Origin of the sequence: Bartonella schoenbuchensis R1 (assembly GCF_002022685.1) — a bacterium.
GTDB lineage: Bacteria > Pseudomonadota > Alphaproteobacteria > Rhizobiales > Rhizobiaceae > Bartonella > Bartonella schoenbuchensis.
Genome location: NZ_CP019789.1, coordinates 98,007 through 113,912 on the forward strand (window position 1 = coordinate 98,007; position 15,906 = coordinate 113,912).

At 38.7% G+C, this 15,906-nt stretch carries 7 protein-coding genes; 2 read left to right on the forward strand and 5 right to left on the reverse strand.

Going from position 1 to position 15,906, the window contains the following annotated elements; translation table 11 throughout:
• The first annotated feature begins 230 nt into the window (after positions 1-230).
• Positions 231-641, forward strand: a complete 411-nt coding sequence (locus BscR1v2_RS00385; protein ID WP_078690278.1) for a YbaN family protein — start codon at positions 231-233, stop codon at positions 639-641.
• A gap of 375 nt (positions 642-1,016) precedes the next feature.
• On the opposite strand, the gene pncB is transcribed toward BscR1v2_RS00385, so the two are convergent.
• From pncB to aroA, 5 genes are all read right to left on the reverse strand, one after another.
• Positions 1,017-2,321 (reverse strand): nicotinate phosphoribosyltransferase, encoded by a 1,305-nt coding sequence (pncB, locus tag BscR1v2_RS00390; RefSeq protein ID WP_078689325.1) that lies wholly within the window; start codon positions 2,319-2,321, stop codon positions 1,017-1,019.
• Between the two features lie 113 nt (positions 2,322-2,434).
• Entirely contained in the window at positions 2,435-11,026 is an 8,592-nt protein-coding gene (locus tag BscR1v2_RS00395; protein ID WP_078689326.1) for a GH36-type glycosyl hydrolase domain-containing protein, read from the reverse strand.
• A gap of 218 nt (positions 11,027-11,244) precedes the next feature.
• Positions 11,245-12,945 (reverse strand): 30S ribosomal protein S1, encoded by a 1,701-nt coding sequence (gene rpsA / locus BscR1v2_RS00400; protein WP_010703244.1) that lies wholly within the window; start codon positions 12,943-12,945, stop codon positions 11,245-11,247.
• Positions 12,946-13,081: 136 nt separating this feature from the next.
• Complete coding sequence (gene cmk, locus BscR1v2_RS00405) at positions 13,082-13,729, reverse strand: (d)CMP kinase (RefSeq protein WP_078689327.1); 648 nt, start codon at positions 13,727-13,729, stop codon at positions 13,082-13,084.
• Entirely contained in the window at positions 13,726-15,054 is a 1,329-nt protein-coding gene (gene aroA, locus BscR1v2_RS00410) for a 3-phosphoshikimate 1-carboxyvinyltransferase (protein ID WP_078689328.1), read from the reverse strand. Before aroA ends, cmk begins: the two co-directional genes overlap by 4 nt.
• Before the next feature lie 190 nt (positions 15,055-15,244).
• On the opposite strand from aroA, the gene BscR1v2_RS00415 reads away from it, so the two are divergent.
• A complete protein-coding gene (locus tag BscR1v2_RS00415) occupies positions 15,245-15,625 on the forward strand; it encodes a TIGR02300 family protein (protein ID WP_010703247.1) in 381 nt (126 codons plus the stop codon).
• Positions 15,626-15,906 lie beyond the last annotated feature (281 nt).

Genomic DNA, 15,906 nt, shown 5'->3' on the forward strand with positions numbered 1-15,906 from the left:
TGATTTATCGTGCAGCCTTTTTATTTTTAAATGTCCTAAAAACTTATTTTCATTTCTTGAAAACTTTTAAATGATCATCATATTGCATAAACTGTCCTACATTTAGGCAATGGTCATTGTTGAAAATATGTTTATTGATGGAGAGTGTTCAGCAAGATTATGTGCTAAATATATAGAGGGCAAAATTTTACATCATGATATCTGAATGAGAGAAGAAACAGCAATAAATGATAGAAAAAGATTTTAAAATATCTCGCCCTTTACGAGTTTTCTATTCTATATTGGGTTGGGTGATGATTGTATTAGGTCTGATCGGTGTGGTTTTACCTATTATGCCAACCGTACCTTTTTTATTAGTTGCTTCATGGTGTTTTGCCCGTTCATCACCACGGTTTCATTATTGGTTGCATAATCATCGAATTTTTGGTCTTCCCATTAAGCAATGGGAAGAAAAGAGAATCATCTCACCTTTTGTTAAAATTTTTGCTGTGGTAAGTATGATCGGTGGTTTTTTGTCATTTTTAATAATTGTACACCCTGCCTTATGGTTTGCTTTCTCCGCTGCAATTATTTTGTTGGTGATTGCTATTTATATTGTGACACGCCCATCCTCATCTACCTCATCATCATTATCAAAATAAGAAATTTTATTAATTAAGTCTGTCTTACATTTTTCTTGTTTTATTGAGACTATTTGCAGAAAGTTTTCTGACTAAAAAATATTTAAGATAAAGTTTTCATCTATCGATATCAATATGCACATCAGCTGTCATTTTCTAAAGTAGTACAGGTATGTTTGCTAGATGAAGTATACGTTTGTGAACAATTTATCATCAATAGAATTGTGCGTGGAATGCTTTATTGAATGCTGATCAGATCACAAGCAATAAGAGATCATTCATGTAATGATATTATTTTTGCCTGTTAAGAGGAATAGAAATAATATCTGCTATTTGGGTTGGGCAATGATTTATTTCATAGTTGGTCTCTTTTATCTAATCAGTATCAGTTAATGATTAAATCTTGATAGGTTTGGTAGTGGATAGTTCAGGATTAAAAAAATTCAAATAGCGTTGTATTTCTTGTGGATCTCCAATGGCTTTTTCAGGATTATCTGAAAGTTTTACAGTTGGTCGACCATTAGCGTGAGTGGCTTTGCAAACAAGGGAAGCAGCTTCAAGATTTGCGATGTTTTGGGGTGCACAATTTTCAAAATCATTGGTGAGATTGGTTCCCCACCCAAAACTCATGCGTACTTTACCATGGAAGTGATGATAGGTTTTTTCAATCGTATCTACATCTAGCGCATCGGAAAAAATCAATAATTTTTCTTGTGGATTTTTTCCTTTTTCTTGCCACCATTTTATAATGCGTTCACCTCCTTCAATGGGTAAAGCACTGTCAATTCTAAATCCTGTCCAGTCTGCTACCCAATCTGGTGCATTGCGTAAAAATGCTTCTGTTCCAAAAGCATCAGGCAAAACAATCAAAAGATTTCCACCATAATAGCGGTTCCAATTTTGCAAAACTTGGTAAGATGCTTGGTGCAAGTCGTTGTCATTGTTAGCAAGGGCTGCGATAACCATAGGTAATTCATGTGCGTTTGTTCCAAGAGCTTCTAAGTCTGTGTCCATTGCTAGAAGGATATTGGAAGATCCGACCAGAGAATTGCCAATTCCTTCTTTTAACGCTTCGACACACCAACGTTGCCATAAAAAAGAATGGCGACGTCTAGTGCCAAAGTCAGCGATGTTAAGATCAGGCAATTGTTTCAGGCGTTCAATTTTACTCCACATTTTTGCTTTAGCACGAGCATAAAGGACATCGAGTGCAAAGCGACCGAGGTTTTTTATTGCAGCGCGTGAACGTAATTCACTGATAATAGAAAGAGCAGGGATTTCCCACATAGAGCTATAAGCCCATGGACCATGGAAACGTAGAATATATTGACCGTCTTTTTGGGTTAATTCGTATTCGGGTAGTTGAAATTTTTCAAGCCAATTAAGAAAATCTGGTTTAAAAATTTGTTTGCGTCCATAAAATGTATTACCAGCAAGCCAGATTATTTCTTTTTTGGTAAAGCGTAAACTAAGGGCATGATCAAGCTGAGCACGTAGCTCATCTTCATCAATATCATTGGCAAGACAAATTGTTTTACTGCGGTTTATAAGTGAGAAGGTGACATGAACATTTGGGTAAAGTCCCCAAATCATTTGCACCATAAGAAGCTTATAAAAATCCGTATCGAGAAGCGAGCGAATAATGGGGTCAAGTTTCCATGTGTGGTTATAAACGCGTCTAGCAATATCTGTATGATTCATGCCCCTGTTCTTTCAGCTGAGTGAAATCTAAAATTGTTGCATATCAATATAATCATCATAAAAATATAAAAACTATAACAACTTTATAACTGTGAACAATATAAAAAAGCTTTTCATTTTTTTGGAATTGGGGATTTAAGAGTACGTATGATCTCATGAACACCTGTTTTTTGTAATTCTATACCTGCATCAATGTTGGTATATTCCTTACTGTTAACACTGAGTGTATCTTTTGAAGCCCATTTAACTTTAATAATATAAACAGCTTCATAAAATTTCATTTTTACTTCGTATTCAGGCCAACAGGAGGGTAAATGTGGGCGTAAAAATAACTGATTGGCTTGGATGTGAATCCCAAGAATAGTTTCTGTCGCTGCACGATAAAACCAGCCTGCTGAACCCGTATACCATGTCCAACCACCTTGTCCTCGATGTGGTTCAACAGCATAGATATCTGCGGCCATGACATAAGGTTCAACACGGTAAATTTCAGGATTTTGACCATGGATGATAGGGTTTATCATGGAAAATAAGTTATACGCTTTGTCTATTTCACCTATTTCTGCAAGCGCTATAATACTCCAAATAGCACCATGGGTATATTGTCCACCATTTTCTCGAATTCCCGGTGGATACCCTTTAATATAGCCGGGTTCGAGAGTGCTTTTATTGAAAGGCGGCCAGAAAAGACGAATAAGCCCACCTTGTTCATCGCATAAGTGATCAAGCATTGACATCATTGCTTGTTTTTGGCGGTTGGAAGATGCCATTTTAGAAATTACAGCCCAAGATTGAGCGATGGCATCAATTTGACATTCAGTATTTATTTGAGAACCAAGAGGGGTTGTATCGTCAAAATAACCACGTCGATACCAAGCGCCATCCCAACCATTTTTTTCCAGAGCTTTTGTTAAACGTTTAAAGTGTGTGCTCCAAGCTTTTACATGGTTATCGTCACCCCGTTTTTTAGCAATGGGAATGAATGCTTGTAATGTGGTACCAAGAAACCAGCCCAACCAAATGCTTTCGCCTTTTCCTTCCACTCCCACTAAATTCATACCATCATTCCAATCACCACCTAAAATAAGTGGGAGACTGTGTGGACCACAACGTTTGATAGTAAGATCTAAAGCTAGGGCACAATGTTCATAAAGTGTTGCAATTTTTGGTGATTGTGTGGGGTGAAAATAAGCATCATGTTGTCCTGTTTTGAGAGGAGCTCCTTCAATAAAAGGAATAGGAGTATCAAGAAATGTATGTTCACCAGTAGTATTGACATAAATGGCTGTTCCATAAGCAAGCCAGACTATGTCATCAGAAATGAGTGTGCGAACACCAGCGTTAGTATCAGGAAACCACCAATGTTGTACATCACCTTCAGTAAATTGACGGGCTGCAGCGCTTAACAATTGTTCACGCGCTAATTGCGGTTTAAGCAGTAACAAAGATAAACTATCTTGTAACTGGTCGCGAAAGCCAAATGCACCACTGGCTTGGTAAAAAGCTGCACGTGCTATCATGCGGCATGCATAGATTTGGTAAGGAAGCCAATGATTGACCATAATGTCAAAAGAAGGGTCAGGCGTTTTAACTTGCAAAGGAGAAACAAAATCATTCCATTGCTGTTTTTGTTGTGCAAGAATAACTTGAAAATCATCTATGCGTACTTGATCCAGCAATTTTTCAGCTTCTTGTCTATTTTCAGCACTACCAAGATAAAAGATGATTTCTTTTGTTTGACCCGGTAATAGATAAATATCATAGGCTGATGCTGAACAAGGATCACGGCCTGCTTCTACTGTATTTGAAAGTTTTTCAGCTTTGTAAATGGCATGAGGGTGTTTAACTGTTCCTGTTGAACCAATAAACTCAGTGCGATCAGTTGTAACACTGGTTGGTATTTCGGATGCTGATAAAAAAGTGACCTGTTGAGATCTTTCGATGTGATAGGGGTTTTGAATAAAATGTGCGCCACGTTTGGAATCGTAAGAGGGAATGATAAAGGGAGCATATTTTGTACGTGCATTACCTAAAACCCACTCAACGTAATTATAAAGACGTAAACTGCGTGGTTTTTTGCTTTCATTTTTAATAATAAGGCGCGAAAAACGAACAGGTCTTTCTCGATCGAGCGTATGGGTAAGTTCTAATGCAATATCGGAATGTGTGGATTTAAAGGTTGAAAATCCAAAACCATGACAAGCTTCGTAAACAACACTGTCATCACATTCGACAGCAGAGACTGGAGAAAAACGTTTTAAAGAAAGACGATCAACAAGATACAGAGCTTCTCCTGGGCGATTGGAAACAGGATCGTTAGTCCAAGGGGTTAAGTGATAATCACGACTATTGTTAGCCCAGGTGAAGATTGCACCTTCAGCTGATACGTGAAAGCCAAAATTATGATTAGCAACGACATTAATCCATGGCTGTGGTGTAGTGGTATACCCATTAAGATGCACCACATAATGATTATGTTGATTAAACCCCCCATAACCATTCCAATAACGCAGGTCTTTTCCATTGATAAGAGGAGATGATTGTTTTTGCTGAGCTATAAGACCAATAGAAGTAGATGAATTTTGTTCATCTTGCGTTTCTGCTTGTCTTTTTTTGTCATGTTTGCTGTGATTTAGTTTGTGATTAAAATCTTGCCTACGATTGCGAGTTATCAGATCAGGATCAATATTTTCTGTACATTTAAGCTGTTCAGATAAAGAACCATTTTGGGCATGAAGTATGATGCGGGCTGATGCAAGAAGTGTCTTGAAACTTTGCTCATTTATTTGATCACGTTGAAGGGTAAAAATGTGTTTATTTCCATTCATTTCATTGGCATGACGACGATAGGATTCACATGTCCATTCAATAGCGCGTTGAGTGTCTTGTATGTAGGAAAATGCCTGTTCATTCAAAACAACCATATCAACAATTAACCCTCGCATACGCCAATATTCGTGTGCTTTAAGCAGGTCGCGTAGTACAGTTATATTCGTTTCATTATCAATTCTGAGAAGACAAATAGGATAATCTCCTGAGATGGACATTGGCCAAAGATCAGATTGTTTTCCAAGAGTATTAGCAAGCGTTTTAGAGGGAAGACGCCATGTTCTGTCGGGGTATATAAGTGGTGTTGCATATTTTTGATAAGCAATAGCTTCTCTGGGGCGGATATTGTTTTGGAATAGTGAAACTTGCGAGCGTGTCCATGTTATAGAAAATTCTCGCTGAAACATATTAGGTTGGCGATAACGTTCAATATGATTTTGCAGTGTTTCTTTTGAATGAGCAGCAAATGTCCAGAAAATAAGTTCTCTTTTTTCATGTGCTGGAATTTTTAAGTAGCAACGAATTGAGATAATCGGGTCAAGAACACAGCCTTGACGGTTACTAAAGTGGGCATTTTGATCAAATGCAGCTGGACGATGAATAGATCGACCACGACCAATAAAAATACAACGGTCAGTTTCAGCTTCTGATTTTGGAATAGTTCCAGATGAGTCAGTGACAAAATGGGCAATATGAATATCCGGATCACTAGGGGCGCGTTTGCGCCTTTTAGCAAAAATCGTTCCACCTGAATCAGCAATTTCTGTTTCTACAAACATGTGTGAAAAAACAGGGTGAGCACAAACACTCTCCATAGTTGCTAGTGCTAGTTCACCATAAGATGTCACTTCAATAAAGCGATCTTTGTTGGTTGTATTTATAAGCTGAAGGCGTCTGCCTTCACCATCACCTTCCGATGCCACAAGACATTCAAGCGTTGATTTTATACCATCAACTATTTTTGTATATTCAGCTTTTTCATCTGTAAAAATGGTGACTGATTCTTCTTCGACAATGCGTGTTGGCTCACCGGTGGCAGACCACCAGCGTCCATTTTGTGTATCACGTAGGAAAAACAAGGTACCTTGTTGATCTTCTGATGCATCAGGGATAAAGCGTGTGATAGTATAATCATGCCAACGGCTATAGCCGGAACCATTGGCTGTTAGCATTGTGGAATAACAACCATTGGATAAGAGCAAAGTCTCACGGGTTTTGAGAAGCGGGTTTGTAATAGTGCGCAAAGGAGCGTCATCAAATTCTCCAGAGTCATTGCGCATTGGGTTAGCAACTTTGGCGTGAATGATAGGAATTTGAAGGGGGGCTCTTTCTTGTAATAATAATTGTGTAGCTTCAATAACGGGATCACGATGAAAACGGTTACGCATCCGTCCTTCAAAAATGACATTATTAATTGCAAGAATTGACATGCCGTGATGGTGCGCATAATAATTACGCACGATAGCATATTGTTCTCCCTTTGGCACACGCGAAGGAGTAAAATCAATAGAATCATAATATCCATAGGCCCCTAAAGCGCCAAGATCACGTAAATGTTTTAAATTTATAAGAGCTTGAGTTGGCATATATTGCGCAGCTAAAATGCTAGCGTAAGGGGCAATAACAGCATTACGTGATAAACCGCGTTGAAGTCCAAGGCTTGGAGCTCCAAAATTGGAATATTGGTAATTCATTAAATGATCGCGGGCATTAAACGCAGCTTCTGAAATACCCCATGGCAGTTCCCGTTTACGGGCGTATTGTATTTGATGGCGAATAATCAATCGATTAGTTTGATCTAGTATGGATCCTAAGGGTTCACGCATAACCAGAGAAGGCATAAGATATTCAAACATAGATCCCGACCATGATAGTAAAGCACCTTTCCAACCAATTGGGATGAGTAAACGGCCAAGATGAAACCAATGTTTGAATTTTATATCGCCTTTTGCAATAGCGAAAAGACTTGAGAGACGTGCTTCTGAAGCTAGAAGATCATAACAGCTTTCATCAAGTTTATTTTCCTGAACACGATAGCCGATAGACAAAAGTTGCCGTTCAGGTTGTTCTAAAAAATCAAATTTCATATCAAAAGCTATTTGTCGTGCTTTTGTCGCTAAAGTGTTTAATTGTTTGCGCAGTTTTTCGATGTCATAGTCATAGGTAATATCATGATGATGTGCTTCACAGGTTTCCACAAGACATTTAGCCCAAGACAGAGTGTGAGCAGATTCTACAGTTTGAATTTTTTTATCAAGTTCCTCTGTTAAGAGTGCAATATCACGAGCTAAGAGTGGAAAATTAATAGTGCATGAAGTTACAGTTTCTGTCTTTTCTTTGGAAGTACTAACGACATGACGAAAGTAAACAATGCGTTCTTCGATCTGTTGGTATAGAGAGCATGAAAAATGCTGATTATCAGGAATCTCTTTTAAAGTTTCTTCAAGAATATCACTAACATCAAGTAAACCTGCTGGATCACTTTGTAAAAACATGTCAGGTGTTTGAGCCCATTCATTTAAAGCTGAAGAGAGTGTCACTAAATGACCGGCAAGATTACCTGAATCAACTGTTGAAACATAAGTTGGCAATAAAGGTTTAAGAGTGTCTGTTTCATACCAATTATAAAGATGACCACGGAATTTTTCCATTTTTTCAAGAGTACTTAATGTACGCTTGATGCGTGTAATAGCATCTTTAAAGCCAATCCAACCAAAATCACGTGCGGCAATAGTGGAAAGAAGATAAACTCCAATATTGGTGGGGGATGTACGCTGAGCGACAAGGGGTTCGGGATCTTCTTGGAAATTATCAGGTGGCAAATAATTGTTTTGCGCATTGACAAAAGTTGCATAATAAAGCCACGTACGTCGTGCAATACACCGAAGTGCTTTTTCATCTTCTGAAGATATATCAAGCATATCTTGGAATGTTGCTGGTTGGCTTACAATCCACGCAATGAGTGGTGAGAAAAACCAAACCAGTCCAAAGGGCAAAGCAATGAAGATTGTCGGGCTATAAAAGGATATAGGTAGCGCTATGGCAATGGCACCAATCAGTGATGCTGGCCACATTGTGAGAATATAGAAGCTTAAACTATTGGGGATTAATTTTGTTGCAGCCGAGGTTTTCCATTCAAGGAGATGTTGTTTTGAAATCAACATGCGATAGAAAGTGCGGATGATTGCATCGGTTGCAAAATAAGCTGAATGAGCAATAAAGGTGGTTTTAAGAAGTATTTCTGCTGCCGTTGAAATAATACTGTTCAAAATTAATTTCAGCTGTCCACGCAAAGAATAATCAAGACTAAATGGCATGAATGTCTGAAGCATACCTAGAATTGGAGAGATAAATAGACTGAGCAGTAAAAATATTTGCCAGATGGCTGCTATCTTTAATGGTAAAATAGACCATCCCATGATTGCTGCAATTAGCCATGTAAGTGGTGTGAGAGAACGGCGTAAATTGTCTTGAATTTTCCAACGATTCATAAGATTAATTTGACAGCGCTTAAAGAGATAAGGCAATAATTGCCAATCACCACGAATCCAACGGTGATGACGAGCAACATCAATGTTATAGGCTGTTGGATAATCCTCAATTACCTCTACATTACTCACGAGTGCTGCGCGTGCATAGCTTCCTTCCAAAAGATCATGACTAAGAACAGTGTTTTCTTTGATTTTTCCACTAAGCGCTTGTTCAAATGCATCAATATTATAAAGACCTTTGCCGGTAAAAGTTCCTTCTCCCCAAAGGTCTTGATAAGTATCAGAGACAGCAAAGACATAAGGATCAATTCCACGATTGGTAGAAAAAATTTGTTGAAAAATTGATGTTTCTTTTCCTGTTGTAAGAGAAGGCGTAATACGCGGTTGTAAAATGCTATAACCTTTTACAATTGTTCCATTTTGAGGGTCAAAAACGGGATGATTGAGTGGGTGGTTGAGCTTGCCAACAAGTTTAGTAACCCCTTCAGGTGTTAAACGTGTATCTGAATCCAGGGTCATAACGAAACGACAATCTACAGGAAGGCGTGGATCTGGAGTGTAAAAGCTCGTATTTTGATTTCCTCGTAGTAAAAGGTTGAGCTCATGAAGCTTACCACGTTTACGTTCCCACCCCATCCAGCATTTTTCGCTAGCATTGTAAAGGCGTCGGCGATGAAGAAGGAAAAACAAAGGAATGTCATCACGATGATAACGGTGGTTAAGTTTAGCTATGCTCTCTTGTGCATAATGCAGCAAATCAAGGTCATCTTGTGTTTCTTCTAATGAAGAATCTGCCCAGTCCGTGATTAACGCAAAATGAATAGCACCTTGCGGGTTAGAAAGATAATGTACTTCAAGATTACGCACTTGTTCATCAATATAATCATATGAAGTAATTAAAGTGGGCACGACAACCATTGTACGTGCGTGTTTAGGAATCCCCTCTTTATATTCATAACCAATGAGCTGATTTGGTGGGATAAACCATGAAACAACAGTATTAAAAAAGGAAAAAGAAGCTTCCATGGCAGGAAAGAGTGCCAGAGCGATAAAAATAAGATTCATCCATGGCGCTAGGTTGGATATCTGTAATAGAGTATAAGTTGCAAACAAAAGGATAAGTGTTAAAATAGAAACAGGAATTGCAATTGTTCCTACTTTTAAGCGACGGTAAGCGCGCATCCATCTTATGAAAAGGGATGGAGTGTATCCACAAGCTTTTTCAAAGGCATAACGCCCGTTGTCAACAAGGTACCAGCCAATAGAAGAGTTATTTTGATGAGCGTCATCTTCAAGGAAGGTTTGCGTCATCTCTACGGCTTTTTGCGTAACTTCCAATTCACTGAGTGGAGAACGGTGTGCGATTTTTTCAATCACTTGCCGATAGGTATTACGTGAATGAGAATCGAGTTCAGAAAAATCACTGTTTTGACGCAGGATAGAGTCCACATAGCTAACGGTTTCAAACCACGCTGTCCAATCAATGTCATCAATAGTTTTGAGAGCACGAATAATATTGCCCATAGTCACACCGTCTTTTGCTTGACGGGTATGTTCATCAGCTGTTGCAATTTCTGGATTACTGCCGTGATGATGTAATTGCTTTTCAAGCCAAGTCAGTGCCACTGTAACATCAACAGATGCACCACGCAGACGATAAAACAAATGAGTTGAAAAGGTTAAATTAGCAGTGAATTTTTCATAAAGAGTGAAAAGATTATGTAATTCAGTCTCATTTTTTGCAAGGGTAATTTTGTTAGCCACTTGATTGGCAAGGTAACGCATATGCTGTGCTTGCTCAATACGCAGTGAGAGACGACGAACATTTTCAATTAAAATCATACGAATAACAGAAGGCAAGGCCCACAATTCGCCAATTTTAAGGTTACATACTTTCTGAAAGCCATTAACCATGGCTGTAAGGGTTTCTTGTGAGAAACTGCTATCTGTATGGGCGATATAAAGCCAGGTTAAAGCAAAAATACGTGGGATTCCTGCTTTTTGTTCATCAAGGGAGAGTTTGTTAGTGAGCGTTTTTGGAAAATTGCAGCGTAACTGTTGTATGGTTTTGTCAATGGTGTAATGATTATCAATAAGCCATTGAGCAGATGGTGCTATAGTTTCATTGTTACGCGCGGCAACATCGCTAATGCGGAAAGCATGGAGAATAAGTTTAGCATTTTCAGTTAATCGTTTGCGAAAATCACTCTCTCCCTTGTATTCAGCAAGAAAATTGTTTTTGCCCAAAGCTATATCATAGCCTAATTTGTAAAGCTCTTCTTGCGATTTATCAGTTGAACGAATAGGGGAATCGGTTTCAGAAAAATAACAAATTTCTGTTTTTTGAGAAGAAAACCACTTCATGAAAAATAGTGTGGGTGCCATAATATTCTATTGCCACTCAATTATGCAAATTTCTCTTTATTTAATGAATTGTTAACATTTTATCCTAGTCATGAATGGTTAGTGAAAAAAATAAGTTTTTTATTGGAAAATATTTATTTTTTGTCAGCTCGCTGAAAAGTCAAGAAAATGTTTCCAGCAAAAGATAAAAAAGACCGCTCAAAAATATAAGCGGTCTTAAGTATTAGTTATTGAGATTATCAATCTTGTTCTTGTTTTTTTAAGGCCACACCAAGAATGTCACCAAGAGAAGCACCAGAATCTGTTGATCCATATTGTGCTACTGCTTCTTTTTCTTCTGCAATTTCCAAGGCCTTGATGGATACTGACAGTTTCCGCGTTTTTTTATCGAATGTGGTGATGCAAGCATCAACTTTTTGTCCAATAGCAAAACGTTCAGGGTTTTGTTCATCACGATCACGGGCCAAATCAGAACGGCGAATAGTCGTTTCAAGGTTGTGATCAATTAATTTCACATCAATGCCATTTTCATTGATTCCAGAAACTTCACAGGTCACGATAGTACCTTTACGCAATTCACCAGAAGCTACTGCTTCTCCAACTTTATCACAGGAAAGTTGCTTAATTCCCAAAGAGATTCGTTCTTTTTCAACGTCAACATCAAGAACAACAGCTTTAACGATATCACCTTTGTTATAAGTCTCGATGACTTGTTCACCAGGACGGTTCCAATCAAGATCAGATAAGTGTACCATCCCATCAACATCACCTTCAAGGCCGATAAAAAGACCAAATTCTGTCTTATTTTTAACTTCACCTTCAATTTGTGAATTTACAGGAAATTTATTAGCAAAAGCCACCCATGGATTTTCACATGTTTGCTTTAAACCAAGGGAAATACGCCGTTTAGAAGCGTCGATTTCAAGAACAACAACTTCTACTTCTTGTGACGTAGAAAGGAGCTTTCCAGGATGGATATTTTTCTTTGTCCAGCTCATTTCAGAGACATGAATTAACCCTTCAATTCCTGGTTCAATTTCAACAAAACCACCATAATCAGTGATGTTCGTAACAGCACCTGTAATTTTCTTACCAACTGGATATTTGTCACTAATGCTATCCCAGGGGTCATTTTCAAGTTGCTTCATCCCAAGTGAAATACGGTGCGTATCCTGATTGATGCGAATAATTTGAACTTTAATAGTTTGACCCATTGTAAGGATTTCAGATGGGTGATTAATACGCCGCCATGCCATGTCGGTAACATGCAAAAGGCCGTCAATTCCACCAAGATCAACAAAGGCACCATAATCGGTAATATTTTTAACCACACCTTCAACAATTTGATTTTCTTCAAGATTTTGAACAATTTCTGAACGCTGTTCAGCGCGGCTTTCTTCTAAGACGGTGCGGCGTGAAACAACAATATTACCACGGCGACGATCCATTTTCAGAATTTCAAAAGATTGTGGATTGTGCATTAAAGGTGCAACATCGCGGATAGGGCGAATGTCAACTTGGCTGCGGGGCAAGAAAGCAATGGCACCATCAAGATCGACTGTAAATCCACCTTTAACTTGGCTAAAGATAACTCCATCTACACGCGCACCGGCATTGAATTTTTCTTCAAGGCGAGTCCAGCTTTCTTCACGACGTGCTTTTTCGCGTGATAAAACAGCTTCACCCATCGCATTTTCGATGCGTTCAACATAAACTTCAACTTCATCACCAGCTTGCAAGGAACCATCTTTACCTTTTGTGCCAAATTCCTTAAGTGGAATACGTCCTTCTACTTTAAGGCCAGCATCGATAATGACCATGTCTTTTTCGATTGCAATGATACGACCTTTCACAACGGATCCTTCAGTAAGATCGTTGGTTTGAAAGGATTCCATTAAAAGAGCTTCAAAATCCGCTGTTGTGGGATTATATTGTGACATAAGAACTCCTAAATATATACCTTTATTTAAAGAGGTATAAGCGCTGGGTTAGTGTTAATATGGGGTAATTCCATGATTTCTTATCTTTAATACAGGAAAGAAAAATTAGCGCTAAGCTGGAATCACCAGGATGATTTTATTTAACGGTATGAGCTTTTATGACAGGATCAATAAAGGTACACATAGCTGTTAATGCTTCTTCTATACTCAATTCTGACGTGTCAAGCAAGTGGGCGTTTTTTGCTGGTTTTAAAGGGCTTTGTTTGCGGGTTAAATCACGTTTGTCGCGTTGTTTAAGATTAGTAAGGATCTCATGATAATCTGCTTGTGCTCCTTTTTTTAAAATTTCTTGATAGCGGCGTTTTGCGCGTGTTTGAGCATTTGCAAAAACGTAGAATTTTATATTTGCGTCAGGGCAGACAACAGTGCCAATATCACGGCCATCAAGCACACTACCTGGCAGGGTTTTGGCAAAATTGCGTTGTTTTGCAACAAGAATTTCGCGCACAGCCGGTATGGTCGCTATTTTTGAAGCCGCTTCGCCAATTTCATGAGAAGTGAGAAGATTTGAATCTAAAGCGTTAAAATCAAGCTTTGTGGCGTATGTGATAGCACTGGTTTCATCATCAAGAGCCAATCCTTGCTGTAAAAGTACATAAGCAACACCACGATAGGTTAGACCAGTGTCTAAATGGTAAAGGTGATAATGGGTTGCAATTTTACGGGCTAATGTTCCTTTACCAGAAGCTGCTGGGCCATCAATTGCAATGATAAAAGGTTTCAAAGAATTTGACCTCCAAGTTGGTGCATTAAGGGGATAAACTCTGGAAAGCTGGTGGCAATCATTCGTGTATCATCGACGGTTACAGGTTTTTCTGATGCCAATCCAAAGACAAGAAAGCACATTGCGATTCGATGATCAAGATATGTTGTAACGCATCCACCTCCTAGGCTTTTTGTTGAGTTTTGCCCATGGACAATAAGGAAGTCTACACCTTCTTCACAATCGACATTGTTGATTTTTAATCCTTGGGCAATGGCAGAAAGCCTGTCTGATTCTTTAACACGCAATTCTTCAATTCCTAGCATAGTTGTTTTACCTTCAGCAAAGGCTGCTGCTACTGCTAAAGCGGGATATTCATCAATCATTGATGGGGCTCGCTCTTTAGGTACAGTTACGCCTTTTAATATTGATGATCTGACCCGTAGATCAGCAACATCCTCTCCGCCTGTTTGGCGTTGATTTAAAAGATCAATTTTAGCTCCCATTTCCCACAATGTTTGGATAAGACCGATTCTAGAGTTATTTATGAGAACATTTTCAATAATGATATCGGAGTCTTCCACAAGAAGGGCTGCAATGAGTGGAAAAGCAGCAGAGGAAGGGTCCCCTGGAACATCTATAATTTGTCCAGTAAGATGTGGTTGGCCATTCAGATGAATGAAACGTGTACCTTTTTTATCTGTTTCTATTTCAAGTTCAGCACCAAATGCTTTTAACATTTTTTCCGTGTGATCTCGGGTGAGGATTGGTTCAATAACAGTAGTAATACCAGGAGTATTAAGACCTGCAAGAAGAATTGCTGATTTAACTTGGGCAGAAGCCATTGGTACACGATAATAAATCGGACTAGCCATTTTAGGACCATAAAGCGTTAAAGGCAAATGATCATCACACATTTTTTCAACTGAAACGCCCATTAAACACAAAGGGTCAAGGATACGCTTCATTGGACGTTTAGATAGAGAAGAATCGCCAGTAAAAGTTGTTTTCATATGATAAGAACTGACCATTCCCATAATCAAGCGAGCGCTTGTTCCAGAATTTTTAAAATTTAAAGATGTCTGCGCTTGCAAAAGGCAGCCATTCCCAGTTCCGCGAATGACCCAGAGATTATTTTCCTTACGAATATGGGCACCCATAGCTTGCATAGCAGCAGCTGTTTGCAAAATGTCATCGCTTTCAAGAAGCCCGTGAATATGTGTTTCACCATTTGCAAGCCCCCCTAATATGAGAGATCGATGAGAGATTGATTTATCACCTGGTATTTTAATTGTACCAGAAAGATTGGTAGATTTTTGAGCTGTTGCGGGTATTGCGTTTTGCATAGAAGCTTTATTGAATTTTAATCTAAATTTTACAAAATTAAGTGTTCTTTAGCACACGCTTTAATAAGCGTCATGAGAAAATCCGTGTGAAACGATGCATTTATCTTTGACAAATACATTGTTTTTCGCTTAAGCACCTTAAATTCGTTTTTAAATGAAATTGTAGCTAACCAAAAAAGAGGCACGGTCCATGGCAAAACAGGAACTTGGAACCAAACGTGTTGACCCGGAAACGGGAAAGAAATTTTATGATCTTAATCGTGATCCTATTGTATCACCTTATACAGGGCTTTCTTATCCGCGCTCTTATTTTGAGGTTGCCGCAGCTGAAGCCAGTAGCGAAGAAGAAGTTGACACTGAAGAGCTAGATACAGCACTTGAAAAGTCTGCTTTTATGTTGCTGGAAGAAGATGTTGACGATTCTAAGGATGATGATCTCCCTATTTTGGAAGATGATGATATGGATCTCGGGGATGACGACGATACATTTTTATCGCACACTGAAAGCGATGAGGATGACGATGTAACCGACATTATTGGTGGTAGTGTTCCAGACGATGATGGTACTTAAAAGAAACGAGAAGATTCAGTATTCGTTTTGTTGAAGACAAATTCTTCTTGATCTTCGATTTTTCTCGTTTTAGGAATCTTGTTAGATTGTTAATCTTCCTTTTGGGAAGAGAGGGTATCTTTTATGGGCTATAGCTCAGCTGGGAGAGCGCTTGCATGGCATGCAAGAGGTCAGCGGTTCGATCCCGCTTAGCTCCACCAAAAAGGTCGGGATATTTTTCTTAATATAACGCAAATATTTGGAAAGAAGATCTATACATCGGTTGAGAGGTACCATGGTTT